Raw genomic sequence first — 23,262 nt, forward strand, 5'->3', positions numbered from 1 at the left:
ATCCGCTGTCTCAGCGGACCCCGCTGGCCAGCAGCGCGTGCGCGGGCAGCGCGACCTCGCCGTCCCGCACCGCGTACGCGGAGACGATCCGGTCGTACTCGGTCTTGATGCGGGCGACGGTCGCCGCGTCCTGCCGCCCGACGATGACGCCGTTGGTGCCGACCCGGGACAGCGCGCCCGTCTCCCACCACTCCTCGGGGTCGACGACGTGCTCCCAGGTCACCTCCTCGACGGCGACCTCGGCGAACCCCGCCTCGGTGACCAGCCGCCGGAACGCCGCCGGCTCCCCGTACCGCAGGAACGGCGGCTCCGGAATGTCGTCCGGCCACGGCACCCCGGCCGCCTCGATCGCCTCCCGGACGATCGCGAGCGCGCCCCTGCCCGGCATCACCCAGCAGGTCAGCGCCAGCCGCCCGCCCTCGCGCAGCACCCGCCGCAGCGCACCGAGCGCCGCGCCGGGATCCCCCACATGGTTGATCACGAAGTTGCCGGCGACCGCGTCGAACGTCCCGTCGCCGAACGGCACCTCCGGCAGGACGGCGACCCGCACGTCCAGCCCGGGAACGTTCCTGGCCGCCGTCTCCGCCATGCCCGGCTCCGCGTCCAGCGCCGACACCTCGGCGCCGCGCCGGACCGCCTCCCGCGACACGAACCCCGGGCCCGTCCCCACGTCGAGGAACCGCGTCCCGCCCGCCACCCCGGCCGCGTCCAGCAGCGGCTCGACCATGTACCGCGTGACGTGCGCGAATCCCCGCTCATACGCGGGCGCCCGCCCGGCCCACAACTCCCGCTCGTAGAGATCGAAGTCCATCGGCGCAGCGTAACCCAGGGGCTTACCGGGTGGGCGGGGGGACCGCGCAGGTGTCGTCGGTGCAAGTTTCGGCCTGGTCGCCGACCATGATCGGGGTCGGGTTCGCTTCCGCCCAGGCCTGGTCCAGGACCTGCGTGAAGGTCTCCGTGGGCTGGGCGCCCGAGACGCCGTAGCGGCGGTCGACGACGAAGAAGGGCACGCCCGTCGCTCCGATATCGCGCGCAGCGCGGTACTCGGCGTCCACCTCCTCGGCGAACTTCCCGGACGTCAGCACCTCGCGCGCCTCCGTGGCGTCCAGTCCCGCCTCGGTCACGATCTCCACCAGCGAGTCGTGGTCGAACACCGAGCGCCGGTCGGTGAAGTGGGCCTTGAAGAGGGCCTCCACGACCGCGTCCTGCACGCCGCGCTCGCCCGCGAGGTGGATCAGCCGGTGCGCGTCGGCGGTGTTGCCCGCGCGGCCGCCCTCCAGGTTGTACTCCAGGCCGGCCGCCGCGGCGCGCTCCTCCATCTGCCGGTTCATCTCGACCGCGCGGTCGCGGGTCATGCCGTACTTGTCCGCCAGCATGTCGGCCACGTCCACGGTCTCGCCGTGCGGGAACGACGGGTCGAGCTGGAAGGACCGGTGGATCACCTCGACCCGGTCGCGGTGCTCGAAACCCTCCAGCGCCCGCTCGAAGTGGCGCTTGCCGAGGTAGCACCAGGGGCACACGACGTCGGACCAGATCTCAACGCGCACGGGAACACCTTTCTCGGGGACGTGCCCCGTGCAACAAGCGTCCGTGCCGTCTGATTTCCGGCGGCTGTTTCCGGCGGCTCAGGCGTGGCCGGTGCGGATGGCGTCGACCCAGGCGGCGGCCTCGGTGAAGTCGGTGTCGTGGGTGCCGCGGCGGATCTCCGGGCGGACCTGGTCGGCGCGGGCGTAGGAGCCGACGAAGCGGACGTCGGAGCAGACGCGGCGCAGGCCCATCAGGGCCTCCCCGACGCGGGCGTCGGCGACGTGGCCCTCGAAGTCCATCCAGAACAGGTACGAGCCGAGGCCCGCGCCGGTGGGGCGGGACTGGATCAGCGTCAGGTTGATGCCGCGGACGGAGAACTCGGTGAGGATCTCCAGCAGCGCGCCCGGGTGGTCCTCGCCGATGAACGCGACGACGGTCGTCTTGTCCATGCCGGTGGGCCGCGGCGGGGTGCAGGGGCGGTGCAGGACGACGAACCGGGTGACCGCGTCGGCGACGTCGTGGATGTCCTCGGCGAGGATCGACAGCCCGTAGCGGGGGGCCGCGAACGCGCCGGCGAGGGCGGCGTCGTAGTGGCCGTCGGCGACGTGCTGGGCGGCCTCGGCGTTGGACGTCGCGGCGCGCCACTCGGCGTCCGGGACGTTCTCCAGCAGCCAGCGGCGGCACTGCGGCTGCGCGATCGGGTGGGACGCGACGGTCTTGATGTCGTCCAGCGCGGTGCCCGGACGGACGAGCAGCGCGAACGAGACCGGCAGGTGGATCTCGCCGACGATCTGCAGGGGCTCGCCGGTGGCGAGCTCGTCGAGGGTCGTCGGGACCGAGCCCTCGACGGAGTTCTCCAGCGCGACGACCGCGGTGTCGGCCTCCCCGTTGCGGAGGGCTTCGAGGACGGCCGGAACGGTCGCGCACGGGACGTGCTCGGCGTCCGCGGCGCCCGGGAGGGTGTGGAGCGCGGCCTCGGTAAAGGTGCCCCGCGGACCCAGGTAGGCGTAGCGCGCTGTCCTGCCGTCTGCGGTCACGGAGTCCCCCGGGTGGTGTGTTTCGCGAGATGGCTGAGTTTACTTCCCGGTCCGTAAAGCCCAGTACTCGGCCGCGGGTCAGGCGCGGGCCGTGGGGGTGCGGTCGCCGTTGCCGAAGTCGGGCAGCGGGTCGTCCATCGAGACGACCGGGCCCTTTCCGAGCCGGGCCGCGCGCAGGACCTGGTTCTCCTCGGGGGAGAGGGTCTCGACGGCGTGCCCCGCCTGGACGGCCTTGGCGTAGGTGCGCGTCTCGGTCCGCCCGTTGATGGAGCTGACGATGACCCCGTCCCCGACCGCGTTGATCAGGGCGAGCGAGAACGAGCGGTGTCCCGACATCTCCTTGAGGGCGTCGTAGTGGACGATGGCGAGATCGCGCAGCGCGCGCTCGTCGACCGACCCGCTCGCCACCTGGAGCTGGCGCCTCAGCATTTCCCCGCACTCGTCGACGACCTGGTTGACCCGGTTGTGCGCGACAACTGCGATGGACAGCCCCGCGACCCCGGCGACCAGGCCCGCGACGGCCACCGCGACAAGCATCACGAGCTGAGCGTACCCATCCCGACCTGCTGTTGCGAAGGATCCTCGGGCTTGGTGACCGGATCGAGCCGTTTCACGAGCCAGGTGCCGAGCGCCAGGATGGACACGAGCGCGGCGATGCCGAACGTGTCGCGCAGGACCGAGCCCGCGAAGACCGAGACCATGGAGTGGTCCGGGCCGATCAGCGCGCGCGCCCACCACGGGATCGGGAACAGGAAGAGGAGCCAGAGCCCGCACGCGAACAGACATCTTCGCGTGTCCCGCCCATCACCGGCCAGAGCGCCGACCACCGCGATCATCCAGACAAGGTGGTGAATCCACCCCACAGGGGACAGGACGACGGACAGCAGCCCGACGATCGCGACCCCGGCGAGCAGCAGGCTGGCGGAGTCCGTCCCGGTCGCGGCATCGGCGGCGAGGGTCGCGCGGCGGGCCCACGCGAACCCGAAGCAGGCGACGACCAGGGCGAACGACAGCCACACGAACGTCCGGGCCGGCCCCTCGTCCAGGATCCGGGCGACGATCCCGTGGATCGCCTGGTTGGTGGTGCCGTCGACCGCGCCCGTCCGGTCACCGCCCTGCAACAGCGCGCCGAACCAGAAGCCGGACGAGTCGGACGGCAGCAGCGCGAACCCGGCGAGCGTGGCCGCGGCCGCCGTGAGCACCGCGTTGGCCAGCGCCTCCCGCCGGCCGGTGATCAGGAAGTAGACGAGGAAGACACCCGGCACCAACTTGATCGCCAGCGCCAGCCCGACCAGCGCCCCGCGCGGCCAGCGGGCCGTGCGGGCGCAGCAGTCGGCCAGGCACATGGCGAGCAGGAACAGCCCGACCTGCCCGAACCGGACCTGGTCGCGGACGGGGTCGAGCCACGCCATCGCCGCGAAGAGCACGCCGGCGGTGAGCGGCGCCCAGCGTCCCGTCCGGCGGATGAGGTCGCGGAAGGCGTACCAGACGACGATCGCGAGGGCCACGTAGATCAGCCCCGTCCACGCCCACTGCGCGGCACGCCAGGGCAGCAGGGTGAACGGGACGGCGAGGACGGCTGCGATCGGCGGGTAGGTGAACGGCAGCAGCTGCGGGGGCTGCGTCAGGAAGTCGTACAGCGGCGCGCCGCGCAGGACCGCCCGGCCGCCCTCCCGGTAGACCTCCAGGTCGACGAGCCGCTGGTCGGGCGGATTGCCGAGCCAGCGCACCACGATCGGCGTGACGGCGGCCACGGCCACCACGACGCCGGCCAGGACGATGATCAGATCGAGCGGGCCCCGCCGGGGGGCGGCGGGGGCGGCCTCGCCGCGGGTTTCGCCGGCATCGCGCGCCATGAGACCGTCCACAGCACGCAGGATACGACCCCTACCCGATGGTGGGGCTCTTGTAACCTGAACGCCATGACACCCCGGGGAACGAAGATCGCAATGTTCCTCGCGACCCTCGTCACCGTTCTGACCGGCGCGATCTGGCCGGCCGCGGCCCACGCGGAGGCCGGCTCCGCGCCCACCGGGCGCGTGGTCATCATCGGGGTGCCGGGGCTGATGTGGAGCGACGTCACCCGGGAGAACACCCCGGCGCTGTGGGGCCTGACGGCGCAGGGGGCGGGTGCGGGCCTCAGCGTCCGCACGACGCGGGTGAACACGTGCCCGACGGACGGCTGGCTGACGCTGTCGGCCGGGCAGCGGTCCCGGCTGCCGCACGGCGACTGCGCGCTGCCGTCCGCGCCGATCCTGCCCGGCCAGGACTCCCCCACCGGCGCCCCGCCGCCGGGCGGCGCCATCGCCGCCGGCTGGCCGGCGATCAAGAGCGACAACGCGGGCACCAACTACCACGCCCAGATCGGGCTGCTCGGCGACGAGGTGCACGAGGCGGGCGGCTGCACGACGGCGGTCGGGCCCGGCGCGGTGTTCGGCGCCGGCAACGGCGGCGGGCGCGTGGACCGCTACGTCGAGTCCCCGGGCAAGGTCACCGCGGCCGACTGGGCGCGGTGCCCGCTCGCCGCCGTCGACGTCGACGACCTGTTCCGCGCCTACATCAACGCCGGCGTCGACCCCAAGGGCGACCAGGTCCCGCTGTCGGACCGCAAGCGCGCCGCCGCGGCGGCCGCCGCGGACCGCCGCGTCGCCCAGGTCGTGACCGGGCTCCCCGAAGGCACGAACGTCCTCGTCGCGGGCCTGTCCGACATCGGCGTGGACCCGCACCTGCGCGTCGCGATCGCCACGGGGCCCGGCTTCGAGCCCGGCTACATGACCTCCGGCGCCACCCGCCAGGACGGCCTGGTCACGCTGACCGACCTCACCGCGACGACGCTGAAGCTGCTCGGGGTGAAGCAGCCGAAGCAGGCCGTCGGGTCGGCGTGGCGGTCGCAGCCGTCGGAGGCGTCCACGCACGAGCGGGTCGACGCGCTCATGGACGAGGATGTCGCGGCGCAGGCGATCCGGACCGTCCAGACGTCGTTCTACTGGGTGCTGTTCGCGACGCAGCTCGTCCTGTACGGGGTCGCGGTGATCGCGCTGCGCCGCCTCGGCGGCGACCGCCGCTCGCGGGCGCGGATACTGGGCGGTACCCGGGTGATAGCGCTGCTGGGCGGGGCGGCGCCGGGCGCGTCGTTCCTCGCCGGGCTGCTGCCGTGGTGGCGGGCCGAGGCGCCGACGCCCGTGCTGATCTGCACCGTCCTCGGCTTCGCCGGGCTGCTGACCGGCGTGGCGCTCGCGGGCCCGTGGCGCCGCTCCGCGGTCGTCCCCGGGCTGGTGATCACCGGGGTGACGGCGCTGGTCCTCGCGCTGGACGTGATGACTGGCTCGTCCCTCCAGCTCAACACGCTGATGGGCTACACCGCCCTCGTCGCCGGACGGTTCTACGGCTTCGGCAACCAGGCGTTCTCGCTGTTCGCCGTCGCCTCGATCCTGACGGCGGCGTGGCTGACGGAGTACCCGCTGCGCAAGGAGCGCAAGGCCGTCGCGGTCGGGATCGTCGCCGTGATCGGCGCGTTCGCCGTCGCGGTGGACGGGCTCCCGGCGTTCGGCAGCGACTTCGGCGGCGTGCTGGCCATGGTCCCCGCGTTCGCGATGCTCGGCCTGATGGTCGCCGGCAAGCGCGTCTCGGCGCCCCGGCTCGGCGTCTTCTTCGTGGCCGGCGCGGTCCTGGTGCTGTTCATCTCCTACCTGAACGCGCGCAGCGACAACCCGACGCACCTCGGCCGGTTCTGGCAGGACCTCATGGACGGGGACGCCTGGGGCGTCGTCACCCGCAAGTTCGACGCGATGCTGAACAGCCTCGGGTACTGGCCGTACACGCTGGCGCTCGCCGCCGCGGTGGTGTTCCTGTTCTTCGTCCTGGCGCGGCCGACGCGGTGGCGGGTGTCGCTGCTGCAGGGCGCCTACGAGCACAGCCTGACGATGCGCCCGGCGCTGATCTGCGCGCTCACCGTCGGGGTCATCGGCACGCTGGTGAACGACTCCGGCGTGGTGATCCTGTCGGTGTCGTTCAGCCTGGCGACCCCGCTGATGCTCGCGGCCGGGCTCCGGTCGCTGGAGATCGACCTGAGGAACGCAGACACGCCGCCACCAGGGCCGTCAGGATCGCCAGCAGCGTCCACGGAACGACGGTCGGCCGAACGACGGTGAACAGCCACTCCAGGTCGTCCGGCAGCCGGATCCGGGCGGGCGCGCGGGCGGGCAGGTAGGCGAGGCTGAGCGCGGCGGTGTGCGCGAGCAGGATCCAGTCGATCCGCGTCCACGGCAGCAGCGCCAGCAGCGCCCAGCCGAACCCGTCGTACCAGGGCAGCGCGTAGGGGGCGGCGAGGAGCCACGCGAGGACGATCGCGACGGCGACGCGGCGGTTCTCGGCGTCCTGCGCCGTCGCCCCCGCGTCCGGCGACAGGTCGTCCTTCGGCAGGGCGCGGAACAGCAGCAGGAACAGCGCCAGGCCGAGGAGCATCGCGCCTAGCTTGATGACGTCGCGCTGCGAGCCGCGGCCGAGCGACTCGTCCACCAGATGCCAGGGCGTCGCGAACGACACCATATTGCTCGCCTCGCGGACCTGGTCGAGGGCGTGCGGTCCGGCGAGCACGTACGACAGCGCCGTGACGGCCACGCCGCCCGCCACGAGCGCGACCAGCGCCCCGATCGGGCGCCACCGGCGCTCGGTCCAGGTCTCGCGGAGCAGCGCCCAGGCGGGGCCGCCCGCGACGAGCGCGGCGGGCAGCTTGATCGCCGTGCCGATGCCGGCCAGCGCGCCGGCCGCGAGACCGCGCGCCCAGCTCGTCCGGCCGCCGGCGACGGCGAGCGCGGCCACCATCGGCGCGATGGCGAGGACGTCGTTGTGCGCGCCCGCGATCAGGTGGAACAGCACGAGCGGGTTGCACGTCCACAGCAGCGCCGTGCGGAGCCGCCGCTCCTCGCTCCTGGACGTCCGGTAGAGGATCAGCGAGGTCGCCGCGAACGCGACCGTGTTCAGCACCGACAGGACGAACACGGTCAGCCGCACCGAGCCGCTGCCGAGCCACGCGGCGAACGCCTGCCCGCCCGTGGCGATGGGCCCGTACACCGACGGCGTCGTCCGCCACTCCTCGGGCGCCCCGGCGACCGGGTCCTTCGGCAGGTCGTCGGCGCTCGTCCGGTAGGGGTCGTGGCCGGTCGCCGCCATCCGCCCGTACGAGGCGTAGTTCAGATGGTCGGTGGACCCGACCGGCGGCATGACCATGAACGCGACCGCCGCCGCGATCCCGGCCAGCACCAGCGGCAGCGGCCGCACGCGCCAGCCCCGGCGGACGGCGGCGAAGCACAGGCCGAGCCCCACCGTGCTCGCCACGATGCCCGCGACGACGAGGCCGATCACCAGGTACGGGGACGGGTGGACGTCCAGCGCGTACGGCGGCTCGCGGCGGGGGCCCTCGAGCTCGGGCTGGAACACCGACGGGCCGAGCAGGGCGGTGACGGCGAAGCACGCGACGCCGGTTCCGAGCCCGCACAGCCCGCCCGTTCCGAGACGGGTCACCGGCGGCTGCCGCGCAGGCGGTCCAGCCTCCTGGCCACCGCCGGTTCGCGCACGGCGAGCGCTCTGGCCACGTCCCGGAACTGCCGGGCGCGGTGCAGCTGGGAGCGCCAGTCGGTGCCGGTGGCGCGGTGCGCGAGCGGGACCTCCACCTCCGCCACCCGGAAGCCCTTGCGCAGCAGGTCGACGGTCAGCGCGGTCTCCACGCCGAAGCCGGCGGCGAGCGGGAGCGCGGCGTCGAACGCGGCCCGGGTCAGGCAGCGCTGCCCGTTCAGCGGGGCGGTGGCCTCCCAGCCGGTGGCGCGGCGGATCCCGTCGCGGGACAGCCGGACGACGAACCCGTGCCCGCCGAGCTTCACCGTCGTGGTGAACACCGCGATCGTCATGTCGGCCTCACCGGCCCGGACGGGTTCGACGAGCGGCGCCGCCCCGCCGGCGGTCTCGGCGAGGTCGGCGTCCAGGAACAGCAGGTGGCGGGGCTGGTCGCGGCCCTCGTCCAGGAGCCGGACGGCCTCGGCGCCGGTCTCCATCGCGGCGCCCTTGCCGCGGTTGCGGCTGTGCCGCACGACCCGGGCGCCCGCCTCGCGCGCCACCCGCCCGGTGCCGTCGGACGAGCCGTCGTCGATCACCACGACGAGGTCGGCTCCGGGCAGTTCCTGGGCGGCCTTGACCGTGGCCGCGATGCGGTCGGCTTCGTCCTTGGCCGGGATGCATACCGCTACGTCCTGCATATCCGCGATCGTAGTCGGGGACGGGCGCGCGATGCCGCACGGCACCCGGAACGATCCGGGCCGTTTCCCCGCGGGATCGCGCGGCGAACCCCGGCGTTCACCCGCCGGGGCGGCCGCGGATCAGCCGGCGTCCAGGACGGGCGCGGCGTCGGTCACGGTGAAGACGGTGTCGAGCCCGGTGACCTGCAGGATGCGCTTCACGGCCGGGCGCGGCGCGGCGAGCTCCAGCGAGCCGCCCTGCTCCTTGAGCCGCTTCATGGCGGCGAGCAGCACGTTCATGCCGGTCGAGTCGCAGAACTCGACGCCGCTCATGTCGACCACGATGCGGTCGATCTCCTCGCGCAGCAGTGCCGCGAGGGCCGCCTGCAGCTTGGGCGCGGTGTACAGGTCGAGTTCACCGGTCGCCGTGACGACGGCGTGACCTCCCTGAGATGCGGTCGAAACGTTTAGCTCCACGTCCGGCACACTATCTCGCTCACGGCCACGGGGCCAGACGGTTCGCCAAGTCCCCTGCCCCGTGGGCGATTCCGGGGCGTGTCGCCGCCTTGCCAGCCCCGTACGCTTTGAGAACTACCCACCGTGATGCCGTGATCCCCGGTTCGGCCGAACTCGCGGGTTCGCCTCGCGCGGACGTCCGGAGTAGGAGAGGCTGAGCGGGTGCAACAGCGGCATGTCCAACTCCGCGAACGCCTGGAGACGATCCGGGCGCGCTCGGCGAAGTCCAGCACGTGGCGGACGTCCACGCAGGTCCTCTCGCGCCTGGTGAACAAGAACGGCTTCGTCCCGGTCCGCACGCGCCTGTCGCGCGAGGACCTCGCCTTCCTCTCCGGGGCCCGCGAGGAGGTCATCGCGTTCGCCGACCTCGGCCTGCGCCTCATCGACCTGCACCGCCCGCAGGAGGCGGGCGGCATCACCAGTGACCCCGACCGCCCCATCCGCCGCTGCCGCGCCTGCATGTCCCGCTGGCCCTGCCCCACCTACCGAGCCATCTCCGAAGCCCTCGACCACTGATCCGGCGCCGCCTCGCTCCGCCGTTCCTCAGACGGTCAGGGGGAGGCGGACTTCGAAGCGGCAGCCGGGGCCCTCGTTGGCGACGCCGATCTCGCCCGCGTGGGCCTCGACGATGCCGCGGGCGATGGCGAGGCCGAGGCCGGCGCCGCCGCCGGGGGTGCGGGCCGCCTCGCCGCGGAAGGCGACGTCGAACACGCGCGGCAGGTCGTCCTCCGGGATGCCGCCGCAGGCGTCGGCCACCGTCACCCGGGCCTCGCCGCCGCGGACCTCGCCGAGGATCTCGACCGCGCCGTCGCTCGGGGTGTGCCGGATCGCGTTGACGACGAGGTTGCGCAGGGCGCGGCCCAGCTCGCCCGCGTCGACCTGGACGGGCAGGCCCGCGCGGACGTCGCCGTGCAGCCGGACGCCCTTCGCGCGGGCCAGCGCCTCGGCGCCGGCGACCGCCTCGGCGACCAGGTCGGCGAGGCCGACGCGGCGGCGGGACAGGCGCAGCGCCCCCGCGTGGATGCGGGACAGCTCGAACAGGTCGTCCACCATCTCGGTCAGCCGCTCCACCTCGACGCGGATGCGGCCGTGGTAGCGGTTGATGGTCCGCTGGTCGGCGACGACCTCGTCCTCCAGGGCCTCGGCCATCGCGCGCAGCCCGGCCAGCGGGGTGCGCAGGTCGTGGCTCACCCACGCGACCAGCTCGCGGCGGCTCGCTTCGAGGGCCTGCTCGCGTTCGTGCGCGGCGGCCAGCCGGTCGTAGGCGGCCTCCAGCTCGCGGGACAGCTCGGCCAGCTCGGCCGGGAGGTGGGCGGCCGGCCGCCGGAACCGGCCGGCGCGGACGGCCTCGACCAGCACGCGGTTCGCGGCGACCAGGCGGCGGCCGAGCAGCACCGACACCGCCATCGCGACCAGCCCGGCGGACGTCACGACGGCGAGCACCACCGACCGGTCGTGATCGTTCAGCAGCATCATGAAGGAGATCACGAGGATGCCGGAGATGGTCGCCAGCACGGTCGCGGCGCCGACCACGATCAGCTGCGTGGCGACCGAGTGTCCGCGCAGCGCGTACAGCACGCCGAGCGCCAGCCCCGCGACGACGAGGGCGGCCACCGCCGCGTAGAAGATCACCCAGAGGAGGTCCTCGAACGGGATCATCGGTCGCCTCCGGGCTCCGCGGGCTCGTACCGGTAGCCGACGCCCCAGACGGTGACGATGCGGCGCGGCGTGGTCGGGTCGTCCTCGATCTTCTCGCGGAGCCGGCGGACGTGGACGGTGACCGTGGACGAGTCGCCGAACGTCCAGTCCCACACGCGTTCGAGCAGCTCGTCGCGGGTGAACGCCTGCCGCGGGTGGCGCATCAGGAACGCCAGCAGGTCGAACTCGCGGGACGTGAGCGCGAGCCGGTCGCCGCGCAGCAGCGCCTCGTGGGCGCTGACGTCCACGAGGAGGTCGCCGTCGTGCAGCGGCCCGGACGGGCCGGTCGGGACGAGCGCCCCGCGCGCCCGGCGCAGCACCGACCGGACCCGCAGCGCCAGCTCGCGCGGGCTGAACGGCTTGGTCACGTAGTCGTCGGCGCCGGTCTCCAGCCCGACGAGCCGGTCGGTCTCCGTGCCGAGGGCGGTGAGCATCACGATCGGGACGGTCGAGGTCTCGCGGAGCCGCCGGCACACCTCCAGGCCGTCCATCCCCGGCAGCATCAGGTCGAGGACGACGAGGTCCGGCTGCTGGTCGACGGCCTTGCGCAGGGCGGTCCGGCCGTCGGCGACGCAGACGACCTCGTGCCCGTCGCGGGCCAGGTACCGGGCGACGACCTCGGCCACCGTCGGGTCGTCGTCGACCACCAGGACGCGGCCGGCATGGGACACGGAGTTCACCCCTTCACGCTAAGGCGCCGCCCCCCGCCCCGCCCATTCCGTCACCACCCTGTAAGGAATGCCCCGGGGGCCGCTCTGACCTGCTGACCTGCGTGAGCACCCGATCGCCGGTTTAATGGCCCGATGTCTCAGACGCGTCCCGCGACCCCCGTCGCCGGCACCATCGCCCTCGTCCTCGTGGGCGGCGCGGTCGCCACGGGCATCGGCGTGATCCTGACGTTCGCCGGCATCTACCAGTCTCCGTTCCTGGCGGAGTTCCGAACGTCTACCGCCTACTACGCGCTGCACTGCGTCGTCGTCGGGGTCCTCACGGCCGCCGGGCTCGTCCTCACCCGCCCCCGCGGCCCGGCCGCCCCGATCGTCGCGGCCGTCTCCGCGCTCGTCGCGCTCTACGTCGGCACCCGGCTCGGCGTCTTTCTCTATGGGGCGACCCACAACGCCTCCTTCAGCGGCGGCTACATCACCGCGGTGCTGAAACCGCGCTTCCACGCGTGGGACCTGCTGGCGCCGCTGGTGGCCGGTGCCGTCGCCGGGCTGCGGGTCGCGATGGTCGCCGGCGGCACCGGGCCCACCCGCGCGCCCTTCCCGCAGCCGGGCCCCGGTCATCGGCCCTTCCCGGGACAGCCTCCGGCGCCGCCGTACCAGCCGGGGCCGGGTCAGGGTTCCGCCCCTGGTGCGCCTCCGGGATGGACTCCGCCGCACGGTGGGGCCTAGGTCGTTCCCCAGGGTGATGACCGCCGCGCGAGGAACGCTTACGGTGGAGTCATGGGTAAGACGATTCTGACCATCGTGGGCGTCATTCTCGCGGTCTGGCTGCTTTTCACCGTCGTCGGCGCGATCCTCTCGATGCTGAAGTTCTTCTTCTTCATCGGACTCATCGCCGTCGTGGTGGTACTCGCCGTGACCGCCGTGTCCAAGATGTCCAAAAGCCACTAGGTAAGCGGCCCGATCCCCTTGCCGCGGTGTCGCCGGTCACCGCATGATGCCGGAACAACCAGGCGGTCATCCAGCAAAGGGGCCCACCGTGCCAGGTCTTGACGGAGTGCTGCGCGAACGCGCGCTCGCCCATCCCGATCGCGTCGCCTACATCGCGGGCGACACCGAGATCACCTACGGCGACTTCGACCGGCGCGTCGACCGGGTCGCCGCCGCGCTGGCCGCCGCGGGTGTCGGCACCGGCGACCGGGTCGCCATTCTGGACAAGAACTCCCTGGAATACGCCGAGCAGCTCTTCGGCGCCGCCCGGATCGGCGCCGTGCAGGTCCCGGTGAACTACCGGCTCGCGCCCGACGAGGTCGCCTACATCGTCAACAACGCGCAGGCGAAGGTCTTCATCGTCGGGCCCGAGTTCGTCCCAGTCCTGGACGCGATCGCCGGCAAGCTGGAGCACACCGCCCACACCGTCGTCATCGGCGGATCCGACGCCCACAAGGACTACGCCGCCTGGATCGACACGGCCCCCGAGACCGTGCCCGAGCACGAGCCCGACACCGCGGACGTGTTCGTCCAGCTCTACTCGTCCGGCACCACGGGCCTGCCCAAGGGCGTCATGCTCACGCACGACAACTTCCTGGCGGCGCTCGCGGTGACCACCGACGTGTGGGACATCGACGAGTCGTCCGTGCTCATGGTCGCGATGCCGATGTACCACGTGGCCGGCAACGTGCTCACCGTCTCCACCGTCTACAACGGCCTCACGGGCGTCATCGCCCGCGAACCCGACCCGACCCTGATCGCGCAGGGCATCGAGCGGCACGGCGTGACGCACATCTTCCTGGTTCCGGTGCTGCTGCAGTTCATGCAGCTGATCCCGGAGGTGGCCGCCTGCGACCTGTCCAGCCTGAAGCTCATGCTGTACGGCGCGTCCCCGATCAGCGAGGACGTCCTGCGCGGCTCCATGGCGATGCTGCCGGGGACCCGGTTCATGCAGGTGTACGGGCTGACGGAGGTCACCGGCGCGATCACGATGCTGCCGCCCGAGGACCACGACCCGGGCGGCCCGAACGCGCACCGGCTGCGCAGCGCCGGCCTCCCCAACGCCACCACCACCCTCAAGATCGTCGACCCGGCCACGCAGGAGGAGCTGCCCCCGGGGCAGGTCGGCGAGATCCTCTGCCGGACGCCGCAGAACATGAAGGGCTACTGGGGCATGCCGGACGCCACCGCGACCGCCCTCTCCGAGGACAACTGGTTCCGGACGGGCGACGCCGGCTACCTCGACGAGGACGGTTACCTCTACATCCACGACCGCGTCAAGGACATGATCATCTCCGGTGGGGAGAACATCTACCCCGCCGAGGTCGAGAACGTCCTGATGGGCCACCCCGACATCACCGACTGCGCCGTCATCGGCGTCCCCGACGACAAGTGGGGCGAGACCCCGAAGGCGATCGTCGTGGTGTCCGGCGACCTCTCCGACCAGGAGATCATCGACTACTGCCGCGAGCGGCTGGCCCACTTCAAGTGCCCCACCTCGGTCGAGCGCCGCACCGAGATCCCCCGCAACCCCACCGGCAAGATCCTCAAGCGCGACCTCCGCGCCCCCTACTGGCAGGGCCGGGACCGGGCTGTTTAGTTTTGTTTTTGTGGGGGTCGCGGCGCCCGGGGCGCCGCGACCCCCACAAAAACGTGCGATCGCCGGCATCGCTCCGGCTCGCCTTGCGGCTCGCTGCGCGATCAGATTCTCGCTTCGCTCGAATCTGCCTTCGGACGCGATCGCGACACTTGGGGTCGTTGACGGCTGAGGCGGTGGCTGGGGTCAGTGCGCCCCCGCCTGCCCAATTTCTGGTGGGTGCGTCAGGGGTAGCGGATTACTGCTGAGAGGGGGCGGTGGTCGGAGGACTTGGTGTCGGCGGTGGGGACGGTGCAGGAGACCGAGGCCGACTTGCCGATGAAGAGGTAGTCGGTCTTCTCGACCGCGGTGCCCTGCCAGTTCTGCCGGGTCTTGGCGCCCGTCCGGGACGAGCCGGTCTGGTCGCATTCGGCGTAGGCGGCGTACAGGGGGTCGAGGGCGGGGCTGTCGGGGGCGTCGGCGAAGTCGCCGCCGATCAGGACGCGGCCCTTGCCCGCGAGCGTGGCCAGGGTTCCGGCCTCCTTGCGGCGCCACTGGGCGTCCTCGGACGTGCCGAGCTGGGTGACGCAGACGCGGGTCTTCCAGGACGGGACCTCGCCGCAGAGCGCGATGCGGGAGTGGCCGGCGGGCGCGGGGAGCTTGGTCTGCCCGTGCTCGGTGAGCTCCGCGTCGGTGCCGATGGCGAGGCCCACGTCGCCCTGCCCGTCCGCGCACGTCCCGCCGCCGGGCGACGGGGCGAACGCCCAGCTCCAGCCGGACACGGCCTTCTTGACGGTGCGGAGCTGCCCTTCGCAGACCTCCTGGAGGAGGACGGCGTTCGTCCTGACCTTCCGTCCGCCGACCTCGGTCGCCCGCATCCGCTGGACGATGTCCTTCGCGGCCCCGGCGGGCGCGGCGCCGGACGGGCAGCCGGGCCCGCCGCAGACGTTCCAGCTCATCGCGGTGATCGTCACGGCGGCGGGGCGGGGGGCGGCCCCGTCGGCGTGGGCGGGACCTCCACCGCCGCCCGGAAGGCCCTCGATGCTGGCGCCGGTGGCGGCGGCGGTCACGACCGCGGCGGCCGCACAGACCGAGAGCAGGGGAATCAGGGCGCGGGGAGATCGCACACGTTCTCCAGAAATGGGGGATCTGCGGGGGTGATGCCGGAATCCCACCACATCAAGATCGCTTCCGCCAGCCGTTCGCGACCGCTCGGTCACCGCGGCCGGAAGAATTTACCCGGGACCGGCGGAAGGGCCCGGCGGGTGATCCCGCCGGGCCCTCCTCGCTAGTCGAGCAGCGCCGTGACCGTGCCGGCGCCGACCGTCCGGCCGCCCTCGCGGATGGCGAAGCCGAGCCCCTCGGTCATCGCGACCGGCTTGCCCAGCTCGACCGCCATCTCGACGGAGTCGCCGGGCGGCGCCATGCCGCCCTCGCCGAGGTCGATGCCGCCGACCACGTCCGTGGTGCGGAAGTGGAACTGCGGCCGGTACCCGTGGAAGAACGGCCTGGACCGCCCGCCCTCGGCGGCGGTCAGCACCCGGACCCGCGCCCGGAACCGCAGGTGCGGCCGGATCGCGCCCGGCGCGCTGATCACCTGGCCGCGCCGGACCTGGTCCCGCTTGACGCCGCGCAGCAGCATGGCGGTGTTGTCGCCGGCCTCCGCGTGGTCCATCGTGCGGCCGAACGTCTCCAGCCCGGTCGCGACGGTGCCGAAGGTCTCGCCGAGCCCGACGACCTCGACGGCCTCCCCGAGCCGGATCGAGCCCTGCGCGACGACCCCGGTCACGACGGTGCCGCGCCCGGTGATCGTCAGGACGCTCTCGACCGGCATCAGGAAGGGCCGGTCGAGCACCCGCGCCGGAACGGGCACGTAGGCGTCGATCGCGTCGAGCAGGTCGACGATGCGGGCCGTCCAGTACGGGTCGCCCTCCAGCGCCCGGAGCCCGGACACGCGGACGATCGGGATCTCGTCGCCGGGGAACCCGTACTCCGAGAGCAGGTCCCGCACCTCCAGCTCGACGAGGTCGAGGAGTTCGGTGTCCTCGACCATGTCGGCCTTGTTCAGCGCCACCACGACGTGCCCGACGCCGACCTGCCGCGCGAGGACGATGTGCTCCCGCGTCTGCGGCATCGCCCCGTCCTGCGCGGACACCACGAGGACGGCCCCGTCCACCTGCGCGGCACCGGAGATCATGTTCTTCACGTAGTCGGCATGGCCGGGCATGTCGACGTGCGCGTAGTGCCGGGTCGCGGTCGCGTACTGGACGTGCGCGACGTTGATCGTGATGCCTCGGTCGCGCTCCTCCGGGGCGCGGTCGATCCGCTCGAACGGCACCGCGGACGCCAGCCCGCGCTCCGCGAGCACCTTCGTGATCGCGGCGGTCAGCGTCGTCTTGCCGTGGTCGACGTGCCCCATCGTGCCGATGTTGAGGTGGGGCTTGTCGCGCTCGTACAGCTGCTTGGCCATGGTCTTGTCCTCACTGGTGGATCCGGTGAGAACCGCTGGACCACCCCCCTCCGCTGGTTCTCCGGAGGGTGGGACGGAGAGGGGTCAGCTTCGCAGGCCGTCGAAGGCCGCGTTCGCTGCCGCCGCCGAGAGGGCAGCCGGCACCGCGCTCAGCAGGCCGTGGCCTGCGAGCGTCCGGGTGCCGGCTGCGAGGAACATGCCTCGGACATTACGGTCGCCCCCGGTGGAAGTCGACCGATTTTCCGTCCGGTCAGCAGCCGGACGGGGTCGCCTCCGGGCCGGGGCGGAGCGCCCGGTCGACGATCGCGGTGCGCAGCAGGGCGCTGGACTGGGTCGTGGTCAACGGTGGGCCCGGCGGGTGGCCGTGCCGGCGATGACGGTGCGGGTGCCCAGGAAGCGGTCGATCAGGTCGGACGCCGCCTCCCACTGCCGGTCGCCCTCGCCCTGGCCCGCGAGAAGGTCGAGCAGAGCGCCGAGGTAGGGCCGGTCGATCGGAGCCAACGCCGAGCACGGGCCGACCGCGCTACGGCCTGGGCCCTCTCGTGTGTCTGGGGCCCGTAGTGCGGGGCTACTTGCCTTCGTCCGCGTCCGCCAGGAACGTCCCGCGTCCGGGTACCGCGACCACTGCACCGCGCGCCGTGAGTTCCTGGACGGCACGCGCCGCAGTGGCGTGCGCTACGCCGTAGGTCTGGGCGATGCGCGGACACCGGGCAAGCGTCGCCCGGCCTCGCCCACCGCGATGCGCGAGCCCCGTCAGGCTTGCGAGGCGGCGGGGCTCTTCGCGTGGCCGGGCGAGGAGCGGTTGGGGGCGGCATGGGGTGGCCTCTCGGTTGTGGGCGTGTCACCTCCTCCTGTCCGGCCGGGCGCTCGTGGGTCCGTCGGCTTTACGGGTCCTCGGCGGGCTTCTCGCCTGCGGGGACGCGGAGGAGGAGCAGGCCGGCGAGGGCGCCTGCGAACTGGAAGGCGGCTATGCCGAGCACCAGGCCGACGGGGCCGACCGCGTCGGCGAACGCGGCGGTGAGGGCGGCGCCGAGGGCGGACGCGCCGATCTTGAGGCTGCCGCCCGTCGTGTTGACCTGGCCGAGCCGGTCGGGCGGGGACTCGCGCTGGCGGAGCATGAGCGTGGCCGCGAACACCGGTCCCTCGGAGACGCCCGCCGCGACGAACGCCGCGGTCGCCCAGGGCAGGGACGGCGTCACGGCGAGGGCGGCCAGGGACGCGCCGAACGCGACGAGCCCGGCGATCATGACCGGTTCGGCGTGCTTCGGGGTGAGCCAGCGGCTGGACGCGAGCGACCCGATCAGCGAGCCGACCGCCATCGCCACCAGCAGCCGGCCGCCCGCGCTGGGCGGGCCGCCGATGTGCTCGGCCAGCAGCACCGCCGTGACCGCGACCCCGCCGAAGCCCATCCACGCGAGCGTCGTCGCCACCGTCAGCGCCCGCAGCACCCGGCCCCCGGCCAGCACCACCAGCCCGCCCGTGATCACCGAGAGCGTCCCCGCCGCGCGCGGCCCGGCCTTGGCGCCGACGGCCGCGGCGCCCGTGGCGGCGGTGGCCTCGGCCGGGAGGGCGCCGGCCGCGCCCGCGGAGGGGCCCGGGAACGGGAGCAGCGGGAGGGTCAGGAGGCCGAGGAGGCCGACGGCCACGACCGCGGTGCCGGCGTACTCGCCTCCGGCCAGCGCGGCCACCCCGGCGGCCAGCCCCGGACCCGCGATCCCGGCGAGGTTGTAGCTGGACGCCTCCAGGCCGTAGGCGCGCGAGAGCCGTCCGGCCGGGACGAACCGGGGCAGCAGGCTGGTGAGTGCGACGACGATCGGCTCGGTGCAGCCGATCACGGCGGCGATCAGCAGCGCCAGGGCGAGCGGCGACCGGCCCGCCGTCAGCAGCAAGGCGGCGGTCGCGACGGCGTAGCAGGCGGCGAGGGCGACGGCGGCGCGGCGGGGCCGTCCCACCCGGTCCAGCGCGTCGCCGATGACCGGGCCGCTGAGGACGTACGGCAGCGTCATCGCGGTCTGCAGGTAGCCGGCGGTGGCGGCGTTCCCGGTCCGCGCCTCGACGGTCAGGACCAGCGCGGTCGCGACGCCCTCCGCGGACACGCGCAGCATCGTGGCCGACGTGAGGTGGAGCGGCAGGGCCGCGGATCTGCCGATCACCTAGGCATGGTGGCACAGCGGGTGCGGGCGCTCGCCGCCTAGACTTCGGAGGGTGACGGCAGCGAAGACGCACGAGCACCGGGTCACCAGCGAGGTCGGACGGTTGCGGACCGTCCTGCTGCATCGTCCGGGCGCGGAGCTGAAGCGGCTCACTCCGCGCAACAGCGACAAGCTGCTGTTCGACGCGATCCCGTGGGCGGGCCGCGCGCAGGAGGAGCACGACGCGTTCGCCGAGGCGCTGCGGTCGCGCGGCGTCGAGGTCCTGTACGTGACGGAGCTGCTGCAGGACGCGCTGGAGTACGGGGCCGCCCGGGAGCAGGCGATCGCGGACGCCGTCGTCGACCTGCGCCTCGGCGACCAGCTCCGCCGCGTCGTCGCGGACCACCTGCGCGGCCTCGACCCGGAGAACCTCGCGCACACGCTGATCGCCGGGCTCGCGCACGAGGAGCTGAAGGCCGGGCACGGCCTGGTCTACCGGCTGATGGACACGCAGGACTTCATCATCGACCCGCTGCCGGGCCTGCTGTTCACGCGCGACAACAGCACCTGGATCGGCGACCGCGTGGCGGTGACGAGCCTCGCGATGGAGGCCCGCCGGCGCGAGTCGGCCCTGACCGGCCTCGTCTACGCGCACCATCCGCGGTTCGCGGGGGTGGAGCCGGTGTACACGCCGTCCCTCGAACATCTGGAGGGCGGGGACGTCCTGCTCCTCTGTCCGGGGGTGATCGCCGTGGGCACCGGGGAGCGCACGACGCCGGCGGGCGTGGAGCGGCTGGCCCGCCAGGTGATCGGCGCCGGTCTCGCCCACACCGTCCTGGCGGTGCCGATCGCGCAGGAGCGCGCCACCATGCACCTCGACACCGTCTGCACGATGGTCGACGTGGACACGGTCGTCATGTACCCGCCGGTGGCGCACTCCCTGACGGCCCACACGGTCACCCTGATGGACGGCGACCTGCGCGTGACCGAGCCGCGTCCCTTCCTGGACGCCGCGGCGGAGGCGATGGGCCTGGACCGCCTGAAGGTCATCGACACGGGCCTGGACCCCGTGACCGCCGAGCGCGAGCAGTGGGACGACGGCAACAACACCCTCGCCGTCGCTCCCCGCCTGTGCGTCGCCTACGAACGCAACATCGAGACGAACGCCCAACTGGAGGCGTCCGGTATCGAGGTCATCAGGATCAGCGGCAGCGAGCTGGGTACCGGGAGGGGCGGTCCGCGCTGCATGTCGTGCCCGATCCTCCGCGACACACCGGCCTGACCGGGGGCGAAGGGGGCTTTGCGTTCTTCCCGGTGTGCGAGCCGCAGGGCATCGCACACCGGAAAGAACCACTCAACGCCGGGGCGGTGTCGACGGGGGCACGACAGCGCCGCGAGCGTTGGTGAGGACCATACAAGGTCGGGCGGGGTTCCTTCCAGGCAGGGTCGCTCTATGCCGGATATGCCCTACTTGGAGCTACTTCATTCCTCGAATCGGTGCCGAGGTCGTCGTTCGGGTCGTCCAGGAGGTCCGGGAAAGCGGAGAGATCGGGCATGGCGGAGTGGCTGCCCGCGGGGGCGGCGGACACACCGTGCGCGTCCGGCGACCTTGGGGCCCGCAGCACGGCCCAGACCGTGGTGGAGCCGTCCTCGTGACGCACCCCCCACCCTTCGGACAGGGCCTCGACGATGCCGAGACCGCGCCCGCCGAGCGAGGACAGGGTGCCCGGACCCCGGCGCGGCTCGGTCATCGCGCCGCCGTCGCTGACCTCCAGTTCGAGCAGGTCACCGCGGCGCAGCCAGCAGACCCTGACCTGGCCGGACGGCAGCGGGCGGGCGTGCCGGAGGGCATTGCTGATCAGCTCGCTGACGATGACGCTGGCGTCGTCGACGATGGACTCGTAGACCCCCGAGTCGGCCAGCTCCGAGCTGAGGCGCTTACGGGCGACCGCGACGCTGGACGGCGCGTGCGGCAGCAGTACGACGCTCGATGCCCTCACCTCCCCGTGGTTCCGTTCACTCGGACGCGGCCCGTCGTCGCTCTCCCGATACGACCGAAATGCCCTGTTGGCCCTGTCCGGAAACCCGGGCGCCTCGGCTCACCACCTGCACAACGAGTCACCGGCCATCCGGTCACGGTGATCACCCCCGGATCGGACCTTCGTCACCAACGGCAACCATCCATGGATCTATCCAGCCAACGGCGGACTTACTCCTCACGCACACGTTTCGTCCGTCACACCCCGAAGACACCGCACTTTCCCGCACCAGGCCAGCCTGCCATCCGCCGAGACCGCCGAAAGCCCTGGTCACGCCGGTCTCACCGGGCCACCCGGGACGGAGTGTCCTTACGGTAAGTAACCGCCGCTCACCCCGCTGCGCGCAGGACGAGGCGCATGCACGTGCCCTCGCCCGCACGCGCGCCACCTGCGGGTCCGCGCCGCTCCGCGACCGGGAGCAGCCGGGTGGCGCGGTCCAATTCGGGCGGCTCGGCGCCGCCCGTCCCGTTGATCGCGCCGTGCCCGGATTCAGTGTGAGATGCCTCACGTCCGGCCGGATGGGCGGAGATCGTGCCGCCCTGCGCCTCCGTCAGCCGCCGGACGATGTACAGCCCGAGCCCGATCCCGCCGAACCGGCGGCGGTCCCCCGCGTCCCCCTGGACGAACCGCTCGAAGATCCGCTCGTGGTCGCCGTCCGGGATGCCGATCCCCTCGTCGGTCACGGTGACGACGATGCGGGAGCCCTCGCGGCGGGCGCGGACGCTGACCGTCCCGCCGTCCGGGGAGTACTTGAACGCGTTCTCCAGCAGCTGCCCGAGGACGATGTCGGTCGCCATCGCGTCCCCCCGGCAGGGCGGCAGGCCCGGCTCGACGTCCAGCTCGACCCGGTGCAGCGGCGACAGGGACCGGAACCCGGCCACCACGCCCTCCAGCACCCGGGTCAGGTCGAACGCCTCGATCGTCACGGCCAGCTCGTCGGCGCCCGCGCGGGAGCCGAGCAGGAGATGCTCGACCAGGCGCCCGAGGGACTGGGCGCGCTCGGCGATGGTGGCGACGGCGGCGCGGCGGTCGCCGTCGGCCATCTCGTCCCACCGGTTGACCAGCGTGGACGCGAACCCCTGCACGACCGTGATCGGGGTGCGCAGCTCGTGGCTGGTGGTGGCGAGGAACAGGTCCTTCGCCTCCTCCAGCGCCTTGGCCTCGGACACGTCGCGGAAGTCGACGACCAGCTCGCCGGTCTCCTCGATCTCGGCGGCCAGCACGTTCAGCCAGGTGCCCGACTCCAGCCGGAACGTCAGCATCTCGCCGAGGGCCGGCATGTCGAACGGCAGCGGGCGCCCGATCGCCTCCTCCGGCGGGATGCCGGTCAGGGTGTGCGCGGCGGGGTTCCAGTGCCGGACGACGAGGTCGTGGTCGAGCACGGCGATGCCGTCCGCGCTGGAGTCGATCACCGCGCGCTCGTGCGCCCGCTGCCGGACGACCTCCGCGTAGGCGACGGCGTTGCCGACCGCGACCCCGGCGTGCCCGGCGAGCAGTTCCAGCAGCTCCAGCTCGGTGTGCCCGACCTTGCGCCCGGAGAACAGCGCGTACAGCGCGCCGTAGGGCCGGTTCTGCAGGTAGGAGAGCCCGAGCGCGATCGTGTGCAGGCCGGGCAGCTCCGACCAGATCAGGTCGCCGAGGCGCCGCTCGCCCGTCGCCAGCTTGACGGTCTTGCCCGACCGCAGCAGCTCCCCGACGAGGCTCGGCCGCAGCTCGGCGGACCGCCCGCGCATCCGCTCCGGCAGCCCGGACATGCTGACCAGCCGCAGCCGGTCGCCCTCGATCCGGACGAACCCGCCCGCGTCGGCCCCGGTCAGCTCGATCAGCGCGGCGGTGATCCGGTCGAGCACGATGCCGAGGTCGAGCTCGGCGTTGAGGTCGGCGACGATGTCGTTGAGCCGCCGGACCAGCCGCGCCCGCTCGGTCATGCGGTGCTGGACGATCTCGTCGTCCTCGACCGGGTGGTACACCCCGACCCAGCCGAGCAGCGTCCCGTCCGGGTCTTTCAGCAGGCTGGTGTCGATGCGCACGTCGATGAGGCGCCCGTCGCGGTGGAACCGGCGGGTCGCGATCGAGATCTGCCCGCCGTCGCCGGCCCGGCGGGTGAGGAGCCGTTCCTGGACGGCGTTGTGCTCGGCCTTCAGCTCGTCCGGGACGATCGGCGGGACGCGCCCGACCATGTCCGCGGCGCTCCAGCCGAACATGCGCTCGGCGGCCGGGTTCCACACCGTGACGCGGTGCCGCCGGTCCACGGCCACGATCGCGTCGGCGGCGCTCTCGATGACCGCGCGCGCGATGGGATCGTGGACGTGCTCGTACACGTCTGTCATCGTGCCACCGGACTCCGGCCCGACGCCGGGCAACTTGCGCCGAAAGTTTCTT

General features: G+C 73.1%; 21 protein-coding genes and 1 pseudogene. 6 read left to right on the top strand and 16 right to left on the bottom strand.

Annotated elements, in window-relative coordinates:
• Nucleotides 1-10: 10 nt before the first annotated feature.
• The 5 genes from K8Z49_RS29400 to K8Z49_RS29420 form a co-directional block, all read right to left on the bottom strand.
• On the bottom strand, nt 11-811 hold the full coding sequence (locus K8Z49_RS29400) for a class I SAM-dependent methyltransferase (protein ID WP_024934716.1): 801 nt from the start codon (nt 809-811) through the stop codon (nt 11-13).
• A gap of 22 nt (nt 812-833) precedes the next feature.
• Nucleotides 834-1,547, bottom strand: a complete 714-nt coding sequence (locus K8Z49_RS29405; RefSeq protein WP_412515757.1) for a DsbA family oxidoreductase — start codon at nt 1,545-1,547, stop codon at nt 834-836.
• A 78-nt stretch (nt 1,548-1,625) separates the two neighbouring features.
• On the bottom strand, nt 1,626-2,564 hold the full coding sequence (pheA, locus tag K8Z49_RS29410; RefSeq protein ID WP_021596898.1) for a prephenate dehydratase: 939 nt from the start codon (nt 2,562-2,564) through the stop codon (nt 1,626-1,628).
• Between the two features lie 78 nt (nt 2,565-2,642).
• A complete protein-coding gene (locus tag K8Z49_RS29415) occupies nt 2,643-3,101 on the bottom strand; it encodes a DUF4446 family protein (protein WP_024934714.1) in 459 nt (152 codons plus the stop codon).
• Nucleotides 3,101-4,432, bottom strand: coding sequence for a glycosyltransferase 87 family protein (locus tag K8Z49_RS29420; RefSeq protein ID WP_244938817.1), 1,332 nt, complete (start codon nt 4,430-4,432; stop codon nt 3,101-3,103). Before K8Z49_RS29420 ends, K8Z49_RS29415 begins: the two co-directional genes overlap by 1 nt.
• 54 nt (nt 4,433-4,486) lie before the next feature.
• Between K8Z49_RS29420 and K8Z49_RS29425 the strand changes: the two genes are divergently transcribed.
• Nucleotides 4,487-6,715, top strand: a complete 2,229-nt coding sequence (locus tag K8Z49_RS29425; protein WP_033330728.1) for a hypothetical protein — start codon at nt 4,487-4,489, stop codon at nt 6,713-6,715.
• Nucleotides 6,716-7,142: 427 nt separating this feature from the next.
• On the opposite strand, the pseudogene mptB reads toward K8Z49_RS29425, so the two are convergent.
• From mptB to K8Z49_RS29440, 3 genes and pseudogenes are all read right to left on the bottom strand, one after another.
• Nucleotides 7,143-7,793 (bottom strand): annotated as a pseudogene (gene mptB / locus K8Z49_RS29430) (polyprenol phosphomannose-dependent alpha 1,6 mannosyltransferase MptB); the annotation flags it as partial.
• A 290-nt stretch (nt 7,794-8,083) separates the two neighbouring features.
• Nucleotides 8,084-8,815 carry a glycosyltransferase family 2 protein gene (locus K8Z49_RS29435; RefSeq protein ID WP_021596904.1) on the bottom strand — a complete coding sequence of 244 codons (732 nt, stop codon included), beginning with the start codon at nt 8,813-8,815 and terminating at the stop codon, nt 8,084-8,086.
• A gap of 120 nt (nt 8,816-8,935) precedes the next feature.
• Nucleotides 8,936-9,271, bottom strand: a complete 336-nt coding sequence (locus K8Z49_RS29440; protein ID WP_024934710.1) for an STAS domain-containing protein — start codon at nt 9,269-9,271, stop codon at nt 8,936-8,938.
• A 201-nt stretch (nt 9,272-9,472) separates the two neighbouring features.
• Here K8Z49_RS29440 and K8Z49_RS29445 point away from each other — a divergent pair, with 201 nt between their 5' ends.
• Nucleotides 9,473-9,826 carry a hypothetical protein gene (locus K8Z49_RS29445; RefSeq protein WP_021596906.1) on the top strand — a complete coding sequence of 118 codons (354 nt, stop codon included), beginning with the start codon at nt 9,473-9,475 and terminating at the stop codon, nt 9,824-9,826.
• 27 nt (nt 9,827-9,853) lie between these two features.
• On the opposite strand, the gene K8Z49_RS29450 is transcribed toward K8Z49_RS29445, so the two are convergent.
• Nucleotides 9,854-10,969 (bottom strand): sensor histidine kinase, encoded by a 1,116-nt coding sequence (locus K8Z49_RS29450; protein WP_024934709.1) that lies wholly within the window; start codon nt 10,967-10,969, stop codon nt 9,854-9,856.
• The gene (locus K8Z49_RS29455) at nt 10,966-11,679 is read right to left on the bottom strand and encodes a response regulator transcription factor (protein ID WP_024934708.1); all 714 of its coding nucleotides are present in this window, start codon (nt 11,677-11,679) and stop codon (nt 10,966-10,968) included. The genes K8Z49_RS29450 and K8Z49_RS29455 overlap by 4 nt, the downstream gene beginning before the upstream one ends.
• Nucleotides 11,680-11,811: 132 nt before the next feature.
• Between K8Z49_RS29455 and K8Z49_RS29460 the strand changes: the two genes are divergently transcribed.
• The 3 genes from K8Z49_RS29460 to K8Z49_RS29470 all read left to right on the top strand — a co-directional run bounded on the left by K8Z49_RS29460 (nt 11,812) and on the right by K8Z49_RS29470 (nt 14,263).
• Entirely contained in the window at nt 11,812-12,402 is a 591-nt protein-coding gene (locus K8Z49_RS29460; RefSeq protein ID WP_111832805.1) for a hypothetical protein, read from the top strand.
• 51 nt (nt 12,403-12,453) lie between these two features.
• Nucleotides 12,454-12,624 (top strand): hypothetical protein, encoded by a 171-nt coding sequence (locus K8Z49_RS29465; protein ID WP_021598954.1) that lies wholly within the window; start codon nt 12,454-12,456, stop codon nt 12,622-12,624.
• An 88-nt stretch (nt 12,625-12,712) separates the two neighbouring features.
• Entirely contained in the window at nt 12,713-14,263 is a 1,551-nt protein-coding gene (locus K8Z49_RS29470; protein ID WP_412515758.1) for a long-chain-fatty-acid--CoA ligase, read from the top strand.
• 221 nt (nt 14,264-14,484) lie between these two features.
• On the opposite strand, the gene K8Z49_RS29475 is transcribed toward K8Z49_RS29470, so the two are convergent.
• The 4 genes from K8Z49_RS29475 to K8Z49_RS29490 all read right to left on the bottom strand — a co-directional run bounded on the left by K8Z49_RS29475 (nt 14,485) and on the right by K8Z49_RS29490 (nt 18,862).
• Nucleotides 14,485-15,366 carry an endonuclease/exonuclease/phosphatase family protein gene (locus tag K8Z49_RS29475; protein ID WP_075022913.1) on the bottom strand — a complete coding sequence of 294 codons (882 nt, stop codon included), beginning with the start codon at nt 15,364-15,366 and terminating at the stop codon, nt 14,485-14,487.
• A gap of 161 nt (nt 15,367-15,527) precedes the next feature.
• A complete protein-coding gene (tuf, locus tag K8Z49_RS29480) occupies nt 15,528-16,709 on the bottom strand; it encodes an elongation factor Tu (RefSeq protein ID WP_412515759.1) in 1,182 nt (393 codons plus the stop codon).
• Nucleotides 16,710-17,048: 339 nt separating this feature from the next.
• A complete protein-coding gene (locus K8Z49_RS29485) occupies nt 17,049-17,210 on the bottom strand; it encodes a hypothetical protein (RefSeq protein ID WP_412515760.1) in 162 nt (53 codons plus the stop codon).
• 383 nt (nt 17,211-17,593) lie between these two features.
• On the bottom strand, nt 17,594-18,862 hold the full coding sequence (locus tag K8Z49_RS29490; RefSeq protein ID WP_412515761.1) for an MFS transporter: 1,269 nt from the start codon (nt 18,860-18,862) through the stop codon (nt 17,594-17,596).
• A 52-nt stretch (nt 18,863-18,914) separates the two neighbouring features.
• Here K8Z49_RS29490 and K8Z49_RS29495 point away from each other — a divergent pair, with 52 nt between their 5' ends.
• Nucleotides 18,915-20,123 (top strand): arginine deiminase, encoded by a 1,209-nt coding sequence (locus K8Z49_RS29495; protein ID WP_412515762.1) that lies wholly within the window; start codon nt 18,915-18,917, stop codon nt 20,121-20,123.
• A gap of 169 nt (nt 20,124-20,292) precedes the next feature.
• Here K8Z49_RS29495 and K8Z49_RS29500 read toward each other — a convergent pair whose 3' ends face one another.
• The gene (locus K8Z49_RS29500; RefSeq protein ID WP_021595916.1) at nt 20,293-20,841 is read right to left on the bottom strand and encodes an ATP-binding protein; all 549 of its coding nucleotides are present in this window, start codon (nt 20,839-20,841) and stop codon (nt 20,293-20,295) included.
• Nucleotides 20,842-21,209: 368 nt separating this feature from the next.
• Entirely contained in the window at nt 21,210-23,210 is a 2,001-nt protein-coding gene (locus K8Z49_RS29505) for a PAS domain-containing protein (RefSeq protein ID WP_412515763.1), read from the bottom strand.
• Nucleotides 23,211-23,262 lie beyond the last annotated feature (52 nt).

It is taken from the genome of Actinomadura madurae, from assembly GCF_047130825.1.
GTDB classification, from domain to species: domain Bacteria; phylum Actinomycetota; class Actinomycetes; order Streptosporangiales; family Streptosporangiaceae; genus Spirillospora; species Spirillospora madurae.